Origin of the sequence: Streptomyces atratus, from assembly GCF_040655115.1 — a bacterium.
Taxonomy (GTDB): Bacteria; Actinomycetota; Actinomycetes; order Streptomycetales; family Streptomycetaceae; genus Streptomyces; species Streptomyces atratus_D.
Genome location: NZ_JBFAJH010000023.1, coordinates 23,858 through 39,182 on the forward strand (window position 1 = coordinate 23,858; position 15,325 = coordinate 39,182).

The window sequence follows — 15,325 nt, forward strand, 5'->3', positions numbered from 1 at the left end:
GCCTGCCTTCCTGAGTTACTTCCAGCCCTTGAGGAGCTTGCGGTAGGAGTCACCGGTGGACTTGGCGGCCTTCTCCGGCGTGGTCTGGTCGGTCAGGACCTTGGTGTACTCGGTGACGAGCGGCGCGAAGAGGCTGCCGGTCTCCGGGATCCACGGGCGCTCGACGGCCGACTCGACGACCGGCTTGAAGAAGCCGACGATCTCGTTGTCGACGACCTCCTGCTTCGCGTAGGCGGAGGTACGGGTCGGCAGGAGGTTCAGCTCCTTGGTGACCTTGGCCTGGGTGTCCACGGACGTCATGTAGTCGACGAAGGCGTAGGAGGCGTCGAGGTTCTTGGAGCCCGCGTAGACGGCCAGGTTGTGACCACCCTGCGGGGCACCCTGCGCGGCGGAGCCGGCCGGGACCGGGGCGACGCCCAGGTTGGCCTTGTCCGTGAACTCCTTGCCGGCGTAGGTGTCGGCGACGGCCCACGGGCCGTTGATGATCATGGCGACCTTGCCGTCCTTGAAGGACGACTGCATGTTCTCCCAGCCGTCCGTGGCATCGGTCTTGGCCGCACCGGAGTCGACGAGGTCCTTGACGACCTTCATCGCCTTGACGCCCGCCGGGTTGTCGATGGTGACGGACTTGGTGGAGGCGTCGACCATGTCGCCGCCCTCGCCGTACAGGAAGGACAGGAACCAGTACGCGTCGTCGCCGCGCAGGTACATGCCGGTCTTGCCGGTCTTGTCCTTGATCTTCTTTGAGACGGTCTTCAGCTCGTCCACGGTCGTGGGGACCTCGACGCCGGCCTCCTTGAAGATCTTCTTGTTGTAGAAGATGCCCATGGAGTCGATGACCTGCGGCACCGCGTACGTCTTGCCGTTGTACTTGGTGGAGGCCGCGGCCTGCTTCAGGAAATCGTCCGCCTTCTGCAGGGCGGGGGTGCCGTCGAGCGGGGCGAGGTAGCCGAGGTCCGCGAACTCAGGGGTCCAGGCGACCTCGGAGCGGATCACGTCGGGGGCGCCGGAGCCGGACTGGGCAGCGTTCTTGAACTTGTTCTGCGCCTCACCGAAGGGCACGTTGACGTACTTGACGTCCACCTTCGGGTGCTTCTTCTCGAAGTCCTCGGCGATCTGCTTGAAGACCTTGTCCTCGCTGCCCACGGTGGAGGTGTCCCACCACGTCACGGTCCCGGAGAGCTCGCCCGAGCTCTTGCCGGTGCCGTCGGACTTGTCGTCACTGCCGCAGGCGGTCGCCGCGAGCGCCAGGGCCGCGACCAGGGCGGTGGCCGTTATGCCACGTCGCATCTGTGAACTCCTTCAACTGCCGTACCGCTCCGTCGCGGCGCCGGGTCGACGTGAACGTAACAAGGATGAAAGAAGGCCGAAAGACCTTGCGGAAGATTTCTGCAAGCTTCGACGATCGTTACATTCGCGTGTCCTCAAGGTTGCCGTCAAGCCTCTTGACGGGAGCACTCCGCCCTGACAGGAGAGGGCAATGGCGGCCGATTCCGCGGTGCGACGATCCGATTGCGGGCGGCCGGACGCCTTCGCAAGTCCTTGCAAGATGTTGCGACAGTGCTGGCTGCGACGATGCTCCGGGACGAGGCCCTCACCGGCGCACGCGGTTGCCGCGCGTGGCCGTACGGGGCCGGTCGCCCGATTCCTGCGCATGGTGGGCAATCCGACATACGCCCGGTACAGTCCACTTCCATGACCGCACGGCTTGCCGATATCGCAACTCAGGCGGGGGTCAGCGAAGCTACGGTCAGCCGTGTACTGAACGGCAAACCCGGTGTCGCTGCGGCCACCCGCGAATCCGTACTCGCCGCGCTCGACGTCCTCGGCTACGAACGGCCGGTACGGCTGCGCAGGCGCAGCGCGGGGCTGGTCGGGCTGATCACCCCCGAGCTGGAGAACCCCATCTTCCCGGCGCTCGCCCAGGTGATCGGCCAGGCGCTGACCCGGCAGGGATACACCCCCGTGCTGGCCACGCAGACGCCCGGCGGTTCCACCGAGGACGAGCTCACCGAGATGCTCGTCGACCGTGGCGTCTCCGGAATCATCTTCGTCTCGGGGCTGCACGCCGACACCTCGGCCGACATGCAGCGGTACGAGCAACTGCGCGCCCAGGGCGTCCCCTTCGTCCTCGTCAACGGCTTCTCGCCGAAGGTGCAGGCACCCTTTATCTCGCCCGACGACCGGGCGGCGATGCGGCTCGCGGTGACGCATCTGGTGTCGCTCGGCCATCAGCGGATCGGTCTGGCGGTCGGGCCCAAGCGTTTCGTTCCCGTACTCCGGAAGATCGAGGGCTTCCGCGCCACCGTGCAGGAGCAGTTGCACCTCACCTCGGACGAGGTGGAGGAACTGATCCAGCACTCGCTGTTCACGCTGGAGGGCGGACAGGCGGCCGCCTCCGCACTGATAGAGCGCGGGTGCACAGCCGTCGTGTGCGCGAGCGACATGATGGCGCTCGGAGCGATCCGGGCCGCGCGAAGGCTGTCGATGGAGGTGCCGCGCGACCTGTCGGTCGTCGGCTACGACGATTCGCCGCTCATAGCGTTCACCGATCCGCCGCTGACGACGATCCGGCAGCCCGTCACGGCGATGGGTCAGGCCGCGGTCCGCACCCTGCTCGAGGAGATCGGTGGTACACCGGCTCCGCACAGCGAGTTCGTCTTCATGCCGGAACTGGTCGTACGAGGTTCGACTGCCGCGGGTCCCGGCCCGGATCCGGCCTCCGCTTCCGCTTCCGCTTCCGGAACGGTCCCAGGGTCGCACGCGCGCTCGTAGGGTGCATCATGTGCAGCCGGAACCCGACCGGAGGATGATCGGGCAAAGGGATGCATCTGACAGAATCAACGCCTATGGGTGAATTGAGCGTGAAGCCACAGGAAGGCCGAACGGCGGCCCCCCCGTCACCCGTCGTGGACGAGGCGGCCCTCGAAGCGAACCGGAACGGCAGGCCGGCGAGGCTGCTCTCGCTGCGGTCTCCCCGTCGGCCGCGCATCTGGTTCGAAGTCCTGCTGATCGTGGTCAGTTACTGGCTCTACTCGCTGGTACGCAACGCTGTCCCCGAGCAGAAGGCCGCGGCCCTGGCGAATGCCGACCGGCTCTGGTCGGTGGAGAAGTTCCTGGGGATCGCTGTCGAACAGACGGTCAACCACGCGGTGAATTCGGTGACATGGCTGATCATCTCGATGAACTACTACTACGCGACACTGCACTTCATCGTCACCATCGGTGTGCTGGTGTGGCTGTTCCGTTTCCATCCCGGCCGTTACGCGGCAGCGCGTCTGGTGCTGTTCGCAACAACCGGTGTCGCACTGCTCGGTTACTACTTGTATCCGCTCGCGCCGCCGCGTCTGATGAACGGCGGGCACTTCATCGACACCGTGATGGTGCACCACACCTGGGGTTCGATGGCCTCGGGCAATTTCAAGAACATGTCGAACCAGTACGCGGCGATGCCGTCGATGCACATCGGCTGGTCGCTGTGGTGCGGGCTGACCGTCTTCGCGCTGGCGTCGGCGCCCTGGGCGCGGATCCTGGGCCTGCTGTACCCGGCGGTCACCCTGGTCGTGATCGTGTCGACGGCCAACCATTTCTGGCTCGACGCGGTGGGCGGTACGACCTGCCTGGCGTTCGGTTTCTCGGTGTCGTGCGCCTGGTACGGGGCGCTGCCGCACCACCTCCCGAAGCGGGTGCCGGTGCCGCGGGGGCGGGCACGGTTGGCGGGACTGGGCGCGGGGGCTCCGATCCGAGCGGGCCACCCGGCCACGGAGGCACCGGTACGCCGCTGAACGCTTCTGTCCTCCGTCACGGGACAGGATCGACCGTGCCGGCCGTACGAGCCCGTCCGGCGTGTGAGGACGTCTTTTCGACCCGCCCCCTCACGCCCCGTAGAACCGCTCCTCCATCACCGCGCGCGCCCGCCGCGTGATCCGCCGGTAGTCGTCCAGCATGTCCCCCACGTGCCCCGGCTCGTACCCCAGGTACCGCCCGACCGCCGTCAGCTCCCGCGGCCCCGAAGGGAAGGTGTCCGCCGGGCGTCCGCGCACCAGCATCACCGCGTTGCGGACCCGGGTCGCCAGTACCCATGCCTCGTCCAGCGTCTGCGCGTCCTCGCTGGAGATCAGTTCCGCCGCGCACGCCGCGGCCAGCGCCTCGCGCGTGCGGGTCGTGCGCAGCCCCGGTTCCGCCCAGCCGTGCTGCATCTGCAAGAGCTGGACCGTCCACTCGACGTCGCTCAGCCCGCCCCGCCCCAGCTTCGTGTGGAGCGTCGGGTCGGCGCCGCGCGGCATCCGTTCGGATTCCATCCGGGCCTTGAGGCGGCGGATCTCGCGGACCGCGTCCTCCCCCAGCCCCTCCATCGGGTAGCGCAGGGGATCGATCAGTTCGATGAAGTCGCGACCGAGCTCCGTGTCACCCGCCATGGGTTCGGCGCGCAGCAGGGCCTGGCTCTCCCAGACCAGCGACCAGCGCCGGTAGTACGCGTCGTACGACTTCAAGGTGCGCACCAGCGGTCCGCTCTTGCCCTCCGGCCGCAGATCCGCGTCGATGATCAGTGGTGGGTCGGCGGTGGGCAGCTGCAGCAGTCTGCGCACCTCGGCGACGACGGTGTTGGCGGCCCGGGTCGCCTCCTGCTCGTCGACGCCCTCGCGCGGTGTGTGCACGAACAGGACGTCGGCGTCGGAGCCGTAACCGAGTTCATGACCGCCGAAGCGGCCCATGCCGATGACGGCGAACCGGGTGGGAAGGGTGTCGCCCCACTGTTCGCGTACCGCCGCGCGCAGAGCGCCCGCGATGGTGACCGCGTTCAGGTCCGTGACCGCGTTGCCGACCCGGTCGACGAGTGCGCCGTGGTCGGGTTCCGCCGGGTTCTCCTCCGTGCCGTACGAGCCGATGAGGTCGGCCGCCGTCGTACGGAACAGTTCGCGCCGTCGCACACCGCGGACCACCGCGACCGCGGACTCGGCGTCGTCGGCCCGCCCCACCGCGGCCAGCACCTCCTGCTCCAGGTGATTCCGGCTGCGCGGATTCAGCCCCTGCGGGTCGCCGAGGATCGCCACCGCCTCGGGCGCCCGCAGCAGCAGGTCGGGGGCGAGCCGGCCGGCCGACAGGACGCGGGCGAGGTTCTCCGCCGCCGCGCCCTCGTCGCGCAGCAGCCGCAGATACCAGGGGGTCTTGCCGAGCGCGTCGGACACCTTGCGGAAGCCGAGGAGCCCGGCGTCCGGGTCGGCGGAGTCCGCGAACCAGCCGAGCAGCACCGGCAGCAGGGTCCGCTGGATCGCGGCCTTGCGGGACACCCCGGACGACAGCGCCTCCAGGTGCCGGAGCGCGGCGGCCGGATCGGCGTACCCGAGCGCTTCGAGCCGGACCCCTGCGGCCTTCGCACTGAGCCGGGTCTCGCCGGGTGCGAGCTGCGCGACGGCGTCCAGCAGCGGCCGGTAGAACAGTTTCTCGTGCAGCCGCCGCACCACGGACGCGTGGCGCTTCCACGCCTGGTTGATCTCGGCGATGGGGTCCGTACGCATCCCGAGGGAGCGCCCGAGCCGCCGCAGGTCCGATTCGTCGACGGGCACGAGGTGGGTGCGGCGCAGCCGGTAGAGCTGGATGCGGTGCTCCATGGCGCGCAGGAAGCGGTACGCGTCGTCGAACTGCGCGGCGTCCACCCGGCCGACGTAACCGCCTTCGGCGAGCACCCGCAGGGCGCCGAGGGTCGAGCCGCTGTGCAGGGAGGCGTCGCTGCGGCCGTGCACGAGCTGCAGCAGCTGGACGGCGAACTCGACGTCCCGCAGCCCGCCTGGCCCGAGCTTGATCTCACGGTGGACGCGGTCCGCGGGGATGTTGTCGACGACGCGGCGGCGCATCTTCTGTACGTCGCCGACGAAGTTCTCCCGGTCGGCTGCCTGCCAGACCATCGGCGAGACGGCCTCGACGTACTCCGCACCCAGTTCGGGGTCTCCGGCCACCGGCCGGGCCTTGAGCAGTGCCTGGAACTCCCAGGTCTTGGCCCAGCGCTGGTAGTACGCGACATGCGAGGAGAGCGTGCGTACCAGCGGTCCGTTGCGGCCCTCGGGCCGGAGGTTGGCGTCGACCGGCCAGATGGTGCCCTCGACGGTCGTCTCGGAACAGATCCGCATCATGTGCGCGGCCAGTCGGGTGGCGGCCTGGACGGCCTTGCTCTCCTCCGAGCTGTCGACGGGTTCCGCCACGAAGATGACGTCGACGTCGGAGACGTAGTTGAGTTCGTGTCCGCCGCACTTGCCCATCGCGATCACCGCCAGCCGGCACAGGGCGGCGTCGGCGGGTGCGGCCGTCCGGGCGATGGCGAGCGCGGCCCGCAGGGTCGCGGTCGCCAGGTCGGCGAGTTCGGCGGCGGTCTCGGCGACGTCCGTCGTACCGCACACGTCCCGGGCCGCTATGGCCAGCAGGCATCGGCGGTAGGCGATGCGCAGGGTGTCCGGGTCGTGGGCGCCCCCGAGCTCGTGCTCGAATTCGGCCACGCCGGGGTGCAGGTCCGTCGCCTCGTACGTGACGAGCGCCTGCCAGTGTCGGGGGTGCCGGGCCAGATGGTCGCCGAGCGCCTCGGACGCCCCGAGCACCCCGAGGAGCCGGTCCCGCAGCGGCTTGGCGGAGACGAGCGTGTCCAGCAGCATCTGCCGCTCGTCGGCGTCCTCCGCCTCCACCAGCCGGACGAGTCCGCGCAGCGCCAGATCGGGGTCGGCGGTCGCCCCGAGCGCGTCGAGCAGCACCGGATCGGTGCGTACGGACGCCAGGGCGGGCAGGTCGAGCAGCCGCTCGGCGGCGGCGGGGTCGGTGAAACCGTGCCGCAGCAGTCGGGTGAACGTACTGCTTCTGCGCCCCGGCACCGTCGTCATTCCATGCTCTCCTGCTCGCCGCCCGTTCCCGTCCCAGCATTCCGAGCCTAGCCCTGTGCCGATGAATGCGTAGCGGGTGCGCGGTCCGTACTTCGCGGGCACGATCGCTTGCAGGACCTGTATCAGGAGGGCGCGACCATGTCCGGACCCGAACCCGTCGCCGAACTGCAGCACGAGTACAGCGACAAGAGGGCCACCGCCCGCCCGTGGTCGGAAGCCGTGGGTGTGCTGACGCGGGCAGGGGTGTTCTGGCTGTCCACGGTCCGCCCGGACGGCCGCCCGCATGTCACTCCGCTGATCGGGCTCTGGACGGACGGCGCGCTGCACTTCTGCACCGGCCCGACGGAGCGCAAGGCCCGGAACCTGGCGGACAACCCGGAGGTCGTGCTGACGACCGGCACCAACACGCTGTCCCGGGGCTTGGACGTGGTGGTCGAGGGCCGGGCGGTCCCGGTGACGGACGAGTCCCGGCTGACCCGGCTGGCGGAACTCTGGGAGGAGAAGTACGGCGCGGACTGGCACTTCGAGGTCCACGCGGGCGCGTTCGCGAACGCCGCGGGCGGCCGTGCCGAGGTCTTCGGGGTGACCCCGCGCAAGGCTTTCGGTTTCGGCAAGGGCGAGCCGTACAGCCAGACGCGCTGGCTCTTCGGCTGAGCGCTGAGAGCTGAACGCTGACGGTTCACAACTGCTGGGCAGACACATCGTTGTGGCGAGCATGGACACGATGGGGTGAACGGCGCGACGAGCTGCGGGCATGCCCGGCGGGGTGTGCGTAACGTTCTCGGTGCGATCCGGGACGCCGGGTGTGGCGTCAGCAGTCGGGGCCCCGTATCACCAGCGAGATGGTTCGGGGCCTCCCCGTCGCCTCCGGCCACACCCATATGGCCGGGTCGTAGGGATTCCGCCCGCCCGGAACGGACCGCATACGGGATATGCGTCGCCGACCGGGACGCGAAAGCGGAGGACCAGTGCGCCCAAGACCGTTCGGGGCGTGCCGGTGAGCCAGGACTCACTCCTGCTCACTGCCCAGGAACGGTGGATCTGGACGCGGGGCCACGCCGGTCCCATACCACCGCCGTCCCCGGGGAAGCGCGCCGACGGATCACGCGGCGCCTGAGCGAGAACCGCTCAGGCGCCCCGGGACCGGCTACCTGCCGTTCCCGGCAACGGGCTTCGTGCCGATGACGACGGTCGCGTACAGCTCGTCGGAGGCGACCACCCGCGCCATCAGCCCGCTCCGGGCGACGGTCTCCTCGGCCCGCGCCGCCTGCCGTTCGCTCGTCTCGACCAGCAGATGCCCGCCCGGCGCCAGCCACCGAGGCGCTTCGGCGGTCACTCTGCGCAGCACGTCGAGCCCGTCGCCCCCACCGTCGAGCGCCACCCTCGGTTCATGGACCCGGGCCTCCGCGGGCAGGAGTTCGACGTCCTCGCTGGGTACGTACGGCACATTGGCCAGCAGAATCCCGACGCGGCCGCGCAGCGAGGCGGGCAGCGGTTCGAAGAGGTCGCCCTCGTACACCTCCCCCACGCCGGCGACATTGCGGCGCGCGCACCGCACCGCGGCGGGTTCGACATCGCTGGAGTGCAGCTCGACCCGGTCCAGGGCGGCGGCGAGCGCGGCGCCCAGCGCACCGGAGCCGCAGCACAGATCGACGACGACGGCGGGCCCGTCCGCGGGACGGACGAGGCCGACGGCCTGGTCGACGAGGAATTCGGTACGGCGCCGGGGGACGAAGACGCCGGGGTCCACGCTGATCCGCAGACCACGGAACTCGGCCCAGCCGAGGACGTGTTCGAGGGGCAGTCCGGCTGCCCGCCGGTCGACCATGGCCGCGAGTTCAGCCGGGTCCGCGGCTGTGGAGAGGATCAACTCCGCCTCGTCCTCGGCGAATACACAGCCGGCGGCGCGAAGTCTGGTGACGATGGCGGAGTGAGGGAGGGGTGTCGAGGAAAGCGACATGGAGCGGAGCCTTTCGGAATGCCGATGGGTGCTCCGCGGTCCGCCTATACCGGTCCGACCACGCAATCGCGAGAGGTGAGCACCCAGCCTGATACAGCGGTAATGGGTCTCACCTCCTCGGTCTGTCCCCGTGCCGGGGACGGCAACACTACCGGAATCGAGTCCCGGTGCCTGCCACGGGCGGGGCCGGGCGATACGCGTGGACGCCGGTCAGGAGCGGCGGCGGCCGCCACCGCTGTCGTGGAACCGGCCGTGGACCGCCGCCGAGGTGTTGTTGGCGCGGGTGTGCCGGATCGCTTCGCGATGCTGCCGCTCGATCTCCTGGCCCTCGAAGTTCTCGGTCCTGCGCCGCGACTGCAGTTTGACGACGAGCGCGACGATCACCGTCAGCAGCCCACCGAGCAGCACGAACACGGCTGCCATGAGACCCCCGTGTCCGATCCGGCCATCTGTCCGCAGTGTCGCCCACAGGGCACACCTCGTCCAGAGTCCCGGGCCGGTTCTGCCCTCGCTTCCGCAGCAGGAGGAGCGCATCCGAGCGAGCCGCCCGGCGGCGGTCGAGGAGACCAGGACATCAACGGGGCCGCGACAGCGAGAAGGGCCGGTCGGTCATGGCGACCGCCGGCCCTTCTCCCGTACGTACTACAGCACCGGCAGCAGTGCCTTCAGCTCGAAGGCCGTGACCTCGGAGCGGTACTCCTCCCACTCCTGCTTCTTGTTGCGCAGGAAGAAGTCGAAGACGTGCTCGCCGAGCGTCTCGGCGACCAGTTCGCTCTTCTCCATCAGCGAGATCGCCTCGCCCAGGTTCTGCGGCAGCGGCTCGATACCCATCGCGCGGCGCTCGGCGTCGGACAGCGCCCACACGTCGTCGTCGGCGCCCGCCGGGAGTTCGTACCCCTCCTCGATGCCCTTGAGGCCCGCGGCGAGCAGCACCGCGTACGTCAGATAGGGGTTGGCGCCGGAGTCGATGGAGCGGACCTCGACGCGGGCCGAACCGGTCTTGCCGGGCTTGTACATCGGGACGCGGATCAGGGCGGAACGGTTGTTGTGGCCCCAGCAGATGTACGAGGGGGCTTCGCCGCCGGCGCCCGCGGCGCGCGAGGAGCCTCCCCAGATGCGCTTGTACGAGTTGACCCACTGGTTCGTCACGGCGGAGATCTCCGCGGCGTGCTTCAGCAGACCCGCGATGAAGGAGCGGCCGACCTTGGAGAGCTGGTACTCGGCGCCCGACTCGTAGAACGCGTTGCGGTCGCCCTCGAAGAGGGAGAGGTGGGTGTGCATGCCGGAGCCGGGGTGCTCCGAGAACGGCTTCGGCATGAACGTCGCCTGCACGCCCTGCTCCAGCGCCACCTGCTTCATGACGAGACGGAAGGTCATGATGTTGTCGGCGGTCGAGAGCGCGTCCGCGTACCGCAGGTCGATCTCCTGCTGCCCGGGGGCGCCCTCGTGGTGGCTGAACTCGACGGAGATGCCCATGGACTCGAGCATGGTGATCGCCTGGCGGCGGAAGTCCATGCCGACGTTCTGCGGGGTGTGGTCGAAGTAGCCGGAACTGTCGGCGGGGGTCGGGCGGCTGCCGTCGACCGGCTTGTTCTTCAGCAGGAAGAACTCGATCTCGGGGTGGGTGTAGAAGGTGAAGCCCAGGTCGGATGTCTTGGCAAGGATGCGCTTGAGCACATAGCGCGGGTCGGCGAAGGACGGCGAACCGTCGGGCATCAGGATGTCGCAGAACATCCGCGCGGTGCCCGGGGCCTCCGCACGCCACGGCAGGATCTGGAAGGTGCCCGGATCCGGCTTGGCGATCATGTCGGACTCGTACACCCGGGCGAAGCCCTCGATGGCCGAGCCGTCGAAGCCGATCCCCTCGTCAAATGCCTGTTCCAGCTCGGCAGGGGCCACGGCAACGGACTTGAGATACCCGAGCACATCGGTGAACCACAGGCGCACGAAGCGGATGTCGCGCTCCTCAAGTGTCCTGAGGACGAATTCCTGCTGCTTGTCCATAGCCACATCCTTGCAGTTCAGACGGTCTGTGCACCACCGCCCGGGGTAGGGGAGAAACTCCAGTATCACGACCCGGGATTTCACCCAGATTACGCACTCGACGTGACATGGAGCACTCGGCCACCCACTACGATCGGCGGCCATGGCGTGCAGGGCCTCCGAAGGAGGGGCCCCAGGGGCGGAGCGGCGTCGCGACTGCCTCGTGCCCGCCGGTTGTCCGACCCGTTCCTGTCCCTCCCCACCCCTTCGCAGAAGGACCAAAGGACCAGACGACATGAGCTTCGACCGCAGGACTCGCATAGAACAGATGCGTAACGCAGACCGTGCACACGATCGTCGCAACCGTGCCCTGGCCATAGGGCTGAGCGCCCTTGTCGTCGCCGGTCTGGTCGCTTTCGGTTCCTACGCACTGCTGGACAGGTCCGAGGCCGCGGACAAGAAGGACGCCGTCGCGGCCGAGGACGCGACGGCGTCCGCGGCGGAGAAGAAGGCGCTGGCCGCCGAGCCGATCGAGGGGCTCAGGACGTGGGACGCGAAGAAGCTGACCCGCAACCACGTCACCAAGACGGTCACATACCCGATGAAGCCTCCGGTCGGCGGTGACCACAGCCCCGTCTGGATGAATTGCGACGGCGAGGTATACAAAAAGGCCATCCCCGACATGAACGCCGTGCACTCGCTGGAGCACGGGTCGGTGTGGGTGACGTACACGGACAAGGCGTCGGACGCCGACGTGGCCGAGCTCGCGGCCCTGGTCGGGAAGACGCCGTACTCGCTGATGAGCCCGTACGAGGATCAGGCAGGCACGATCATGCTGAGCGCCTGGGGCAAGCAGGTCACCGTGGACAGCGCCGATGACCCGCGGGTCGGCCGGTTCCTCGCCAAGTTCGTTCAGGGGGAACAGACCCCGGAGCCGGGTGCGGCGTGCACGGGCGGGCTGGGGTCCCAGTGACCGGTACGAAACAGTGGGTGGCCGGTTCCGCCGTCGCCCTCGCGCTGCTCCTCGCGGGGGTGGCGACCGTTGCCTCCGCGCGGGACGACACGGCGGACGGGAAACAGCCCGGAGCGGCCCCCGCGGCCGTCCGGGCGCCCGGCCCGGAATCGGCCGACGCCGGATTCGCCCGCGACATGGCGGTCCACCATCAGCAGGCCGTGGAGATGTCCTTCATCGTGCGTGACCGTACGCAGGACGAGGAGGTGCGCCGTTTCGCGTACGACATCGCCAATACCCAGGCCAATCAGCGGGGCATGCTGATCGGCTGGCTGGACCTGTGGGAACTGCCGAAGGTGGCCGCCGGGCAGGAGCCGATGGCGTGGATGACGACCCGCGGTGGACACGACGGACACGGCACGCACGGTGATCAGGGCATGGACGGCATGGACGGCATGGGGGACGCGGGCGGGTCGGCCCGCGCCTTCACCGCACATGACGGGGCCCTGATGCCCGGCATGGCCACCCGGACCGAACTCGACCGGCTCAGGAAGGCGAGCGGCAAAGAGGCCGAGATCCTGTTCCTGCAGCTGATGACCGACCACCACAAGGGCGGCGTCGCCATGGCGCGCGGCTGCGCCGAACTCTGCACGGTGAAGGCGGAGAAGCGGCTCGCTCGCGGCATGGTCGAGGCTCAGCGGTCCGAGCTGGACGCGATGGCGCAGATGCTGGCCGCGCGCGGGGCGAAGCCCAGGCCCTGAGGCATTCCACCGGTTCCCGAAACGGAACAAGATGTACCCGAATGGGTGAGAGCGGTCGCGCACCCCGAACGGGCCCATGACGATGGGTTCGCTCGGGGTCGTATCGCAGTGCCCAACGGCACCAGGAGGAATCCCTCATGACCACCGCCAAGGACATCATGCACACCGGGGCCCAGTGGATCCCCGCGCACGAGACGCTCGACCGCGCCGCCCAGATGATGCGCGAACACAACGTCGGCGCACTGCCGATCTCGGCCAACGGCGAGAAGGACCGGATGGTCGGCATCCTCACGGACCGGGACATCGTGATCGGCTGTGTGGCGATGGGCCACGATCCGTCGAAGGTGACCGCGGGTGAACTCGCCCAGGGCACGCCGCGCTGGATCGACGCGAACGCCGAGGTGAACGAGGTTCTGGAGGAGATGCAGAGCCACCGGATCCGTCGGCTCCCGGTGGTCGAGAACAAGGTGCTGATCGGCATGATCAGCGAGGCCGACCTCGCTCAGCACCTCTCCGAGGAGCAGATCGCGGGCTGGGCGGAGAAGGTCTACGCCCGCACCTGACCGGCGAGCGGCAGTGGCCACAGCGGGCCCGGCACCCATGACAACGGGGGGTGCCGGGCCCGCGTGCGCGGCGTACCCGGCGGGGTTAGGGTGCCTGACATGGGCCCGAAATGGAGTGCGATGTACGGACAGTTGCTGCTGTTTGCCGCGCTGCTCTTCGGGATCGTCACCCTGCACACCGTCGGGCATCCGGCGGAGCACGGCGGCCACGAGGCCGTGGTGACGATGGACCACGCGCAGGACCGGGGAGCCCAGGGGGTACACCCGGCGAGCTCCATGACGGAGCCCTCGGTGGAACACACCTCCGTCCCGCCCACGCCGATGGGCGACGGCATGGACCCGATGGCGACCTGTCTCGCCGTGCTGGGCGCCTGGGTTCTCGCTCTGCTCGCCGGCCGGCTGACAGCGCTCCGGCCGACGGAGCATCTCCGCGTGGGCGCCGGAGCGCCGCTGTCGCGTGGGGTGCGGTCCGGCCCCCGGCCCGAGATGACGGCTCTCGCCCGGTTGTCGGTGCTTCGGATATAGGAGCGGGTCGCTCCGCATCCCTCCTTCAGCCCACACCGACAGCAGCAGAGGTGCACCCAGCCATGCCCACTCAACACACTCGTCGCGCCGTGCTCGGCGCCGGAATCGCCGCGGTCGGCACGGGAGTTCTGGCCGCCTGCTCCAGCGGTACGGACCCGGAACGGCACGCCGCGAACCCTGGCCCCACGCATCACGGCGCCATGGATCACAGCCCGGCGCCCGCGTCGAGGAGCCGGGGTGAGTACATTTCCCCCGGCGACGCGGAGGTCGCGGCGGTCGAGGCGAAGCGGGGCTCCGGCCCCGTACGGAAGATCAACCTCACCGCCACTGCGGCCCACCTCGATCTGGGCGGCGGCCTCACCTTCAGTTCCTGGGCCTACGGGGACCGGCTGCCCGGCAGGGAAGTCCGGATCACCGCGGGCGACACCTTGGCAGTCAGCCTCGCCAACCACCTGCCGGAGCCGACCACCGTGCACTGGCACGGCCTCCATGTACGCAACGACATGGACGGTGTTCCCGGCCTGACCCAGCCGGCCATCAGGCCGGGCGCGGAGTTCACGTACCGCTTCTCGGCGCCGCAGCCGGGGACGTACTGGTTCCATCCGCACCAGGGCGTCCAGCAGGACCGCGGTCTGTACGCACCACTGATCATCGAGAACCCGAAGGAGCCCCTGTCGTACGACAAGGAGTGGGTCGTCGTGCTCGACGACTGGCTCGACGGGGTGGAGGGTTCCACGCCGGACGCGGTGCTCGTCGAGCTCAACCACGGCATGGGCGGCATGGAGGGCATGGATCACGGGTCCTCCGGGGCCGATGACAAGCCCGGTTCCGGGTCCGGGCCCTCGCGGGTGCTGAGGGGCGCCACGAGCGACCTGCTCGGCGGTGACGCGGGTGACGTCGACTACCCGTACTACCTGATCAACGGCCGCGTCGCGAAGGACCCGACCACGTTCACCGCGAAGCCCGGCGACCGGATCCGGGTGCGCATCATCAACGGGGGCGGCGACACCCCCTTCCGCGTCGCGCTCGGCGGCCACCGGATGACCATCACGCACGCGGACGGCTTCCCGGTCCGGCACACCACGACGGACGCACTGCTGCTGGGCATGGGTGAGCGGTACGACGTGCTGGTCACCGCCGGGGACGGCGTGTTCCCGCTGACGGCGGTCGCCGAGGGCAAGAAGGCGTCGGCGCTGGCCCTGCTCCGTACCGGCGGTGGCGCGGCGCCGACCGCCTCCGTGCGGCCGCAGGAGCTGGACGGCCGGCTGGTGTCGGCCGACGAGCTGAAGGCCGACCAGTCCGTGGCGCTGGCCGCCCGCGAGCCCGACCGGACGATCCGGATCAAGCTGACCGGCAGCATGAGGTCGTTCGACTGGGGCTTCGACCACAAGAAATACGACCCCGATCAGCGCCATCCGGTCAAGGCGGGCGAGCGGGTCCGGCTGGAGTTCTACAACATCACGGAGATGTGGCACCCGATCCATCTGCACGGGCACACGTTCGCCCTCGCCGGACGTGCGGGGCCGCGTTCGGTGCTGGGCAGGGCTCCCGGGGCGCGCAAGGACACCGCGATCGTCCTGCCCAACAGGTCGGTGGCCGTGGAGTTCGACGCGGACAACCCGGGGCTGTGGATGCTCCACTGCCACAACGTCTACCACTCGAACGCGAACATGATGACGGTCCTCGGCTACCGCCGCTGACCCGGTCCTGGCGGG

Annotated in this window: 13 protein-coding genes; 8 read left to right on the top strand and 5 right to left on the bottom strand. The window is 69.4% G+C overall.

The annotated features are described in order from the left end of the window. Nucleotides 1–15 precede the first annotated feature (15 nt). Nucleotides 16–1,290: an extracellular solute-binding protein gene (locus AB0I23_RS23495; RefSeq protein WP_359111957.1), complete on the bottom strand. Its 1,275-nt coding sequence runs from the start codon at nucleotides 1,288–1,290 to the stop codon at nucleotides 16–18. Nucleotides 1,291–1,695: 405 nt separating this feature from the next. Between AB0I23_RS23495 and AB0I23_RS23500 the strand changes: the two genes are divergently transcribed. Further along, complete coding sequence (locus AB0I23_RS23500) at nucleotides 1,696–2,775, top strand: LacI family DNA-binding transcriptional regulator (RefSeq protein WP_359111959.1); 1,080 nt, start codon at nucleotides 1,696–1,698, stop codon at nucleotides 2,773–2,775. 74 nt (nucleotides 2,776–2,849) lie between these two features. Beyond that, a complete protein-coding gene (locus tag AB0I23_RS23505) occupies nucleotides 2,850–3,785 on the top strand; it encodes a phosphatase PAP2 family protein (protein ID WP_436846988.1) in 936 nt (311 codons plus the stop codon). Nucleotides 3,786–3,875: 90 nt separating this feature from the next. Here AB0I23_RS23505 and AB0I23_RS23510 read toward each other — a convergent pair whose 3' ends face one another. After that, the gene (locus AB0I23_RS23510) at nucleotides 3,876–6,866 is read right to left on the bottom strand and encodes a bifunctional [glutamine synthetase] adenylyltransferase/[glutamine synthetase]-adenylyl-L-tyrosine phosphorylase (RefSeq protein ID WP_359111963.1); all 2,991 of its coding nucleotides are present in this window, start codon (nucleotides 6,864–6,866) and stop codon (nucleotides 3,876–3,878) included. Between the two features lie 138 nt (nucleotides 6,867–7,004). Here AB0I23_RS23510 and AB0I23_RS23515 point away from each other — a divergent pair, with 138 nt between their 5' ends. Next, on the top strand, nucleotides 7,005–7,520 hold the full coding sequence (locus AB0I23_RS23515; RefSeq protein WP_359111965.1) for a pyridoxamine 5'-phosphate oxidase family protein: 516 nt from the start codon (nucleotides 7,005–7,007) through the stop codon (nucleotides 7,518–7,520). 493 nt (nucleotides 7,521–8,013) lie between these two features. Here AB0I23_RS23515 and AB0I23_RS23520 read toward each other — a convergent pair whose 3' ends face one another. The 3 genes from AB0I23_RS23520 to glnA all read right to left on the bottom strand — a co-directional run bounded on the left by AB0I23_RS23520 (nucleotide 8,014) and on the right by glnA (nucleotide 10,830). Further along, nucleotides 8,014–8,826 carry a putative protein N(5)-glutamine methyltransferase gene (locus AB0I23_RS23520; protein WP_359111967.1) on the bottom strand — a complete coding sequence of 271 codons (813 nt, stop codon included), beginning with the start codon at nucleotides 8,824–8,826 and terminating at the stop codon, nucleotides 8,014–8,016. 210 nt (nucleotides 8,827–9,036) lie between these two features. Beyond that, a complete protein-coding gene (locus AB0I23_RS23525) occupies nucleotides 9,037–9,249 on the bottom strand; it encodes a hypothetical protein (RefSeq protein ID WP_359111968.1) in 213 nt (70 codons plus the stop codon). A 219-nt stretch (nucleotides 9,250–9,468) separates the two neighbouring features. Further along, complete coding sequence (glnA, locus tag AB0I23_RS23530; RefSeq protein ID WP_327246729.1) at nucleotides 9,469–10,830, bottom strand: type I glutamate--ammonia ligase; 1,362 nt, start codon at nucleotides 10,828–10,830, stop codon at nucleotides 9,469–9,471. Between the two features lie 274 nt (nucleotides 10,831–11,104). Between glnA and AB0I23_RS23535 the strand changes: the two genes are divergently transcribed. The 5 genes from AB0I23_RS23535 (at nucleotide 11,105) to AB0I23_RS23555 (ending at nucleotide 15,310) form a co-directional block, all read left to right on the top strand. Next, nucleotides 11,105–11,782, top strand: a complete 678-nt coding sequence (locus AB0I23_RS23535) for a DUF3105 domain-containing protein (RefSeq protein ID WP_359111971.1) — start codon at nucleotides 11,105–11,107, stop codon at nucleotides 11,780–11,782. 17 nt (nucleotides 11,783–11,799) lie between these two features. Further along, nucleotides 11,800–12,522, top strand: coding sequence for a DUF305 domain-containing protein (locus AB0I23_RS23540; protein ID WP_359111974.1), 723 nt, complete (start codon nucleotides 11,800–11,802; stop codon nucleotides 12,520–12,522). Between the two features lie 137 nt (nucleotides 12,523–12,659). Then, nucleotides 12,660–13,085, top strand: a complete 426-nt coding sequence (locus AB0I23_RS23545; RefSeq protein ID WP_359111975.1) for a CBS domain-containing protein — start codon at nucleotides 12,660–12,662, stop codon at nucleotides 13,083–13,085. 99 nt (nucleotides 13,086–13,184) lie between these two features. Beyond that, nucleotides 13,185–13,610: a hypothetical protein gene (locus AB0I23_RS23550; protein ID WP_359111976.1), complete on the top strand. Its 426-nt coding sequence runs from the start codon at nucleotides 13,185–13,187 to the stop codon at nucleotides 13,608–13,610. A 62-nt stretch (nucleotides 13,611–13,672) separates the two neighbouring features. After that, nucleotides 13,673–15,310, top strand: coding sequence for a multicopper oxidase family protein (locus AB0I23_RS23555; RefSeq protein WP_359111978.1), 1,638 nt, complete (start codon nucleotides 13,673–13,675; stop codon nucleotides 15,308–15,310). Nucleotides 15,311–15,325: the final 15 nt, after the last annotated feature.

Coding starts and splice junctions, on each gene's coding strand:
- AB0I23_RS23495 (WP_359111957.1), bottom strand. CDS start 1,290: ATGCGACGTGGCATAACGGCCACCGCCCTGGTCGCGGCCCTGGCGCTC.
- AB0I23_RS23500 (WP_359111959.1), top strand. CDS start 1,696: ATGACCGCACGGCTTGCCGATATCGCAACTCAGGCGGGGGTCAGCGAA.
- AB0I23_RS23505 (WP_436846988.1), top strand. CDS start 2,850: ATGGGTGAATTGAGCGTGAAGCCACAGGAAGGCCGAACGGCGGCCCCC.
- AB0I23_RS23510 (WP_359111963.1), bottom strand. CDS start 6,866: ATGACGACGGTGCCGGGGCGCAGAAGCAGTACGTTCACCCGACTGCTG.
- AB0I23_RS23515 (WP_359111965.1), top strand. CDS start 7,005: ATGTCCGGACCCGAACCCGTCGCCGAACTGCAGCACGAGTACAGCGAC.
- AB0I23_RS23520 (WP_359111967.1), bottom strand. CDS start 8,826: ATGTCGCTTTCCTCGACACCCCTCCCTCACTCCGCCATCGTCACCAGA.
- AB0I23_RS23525 (WP_359111968.1), bottom strand. CDS start 9,249: ATGGCAGCCGTGTTCGTGCTGCTCGGTGGGCTGCTGACGGTGATCGTC.
- glnA (WP_327246729.1), bottom strand. CDS start 10,830: ATGGACAAGCAGCAGGAATTCGTCCTCAGGACACTTGAGGAGCGCGAC.
- AB0I23_RS23535 (WP_359111971.1), top strand. CDS start 11,105: ATGAGCTTCGACCGCAGGACTCGCATAGAACAGATGCGTAACGCAGAC.
- AB0I23_RS23545 (WP_359111975.1), top strand. CDS start 12,660: ATGACCACCGCCAAGGACATCATGCACACCGGGGCCCAGTGGATCCCC.
- AB0I23_RS23550 (WP_359111976.1), top strand. CDS start 13,185: ATGGGCCCGAAATGGAGTGCGATGTACGGACAGTTGCTGCTGTTTGCC.
- AB0I23_RS23555 (WP_359111978.1), top strand. CDS start 13,673: ATGCCCACTCAACACACTCGTCGCGCCGTGCTCGGCGCCGGAATCGCC.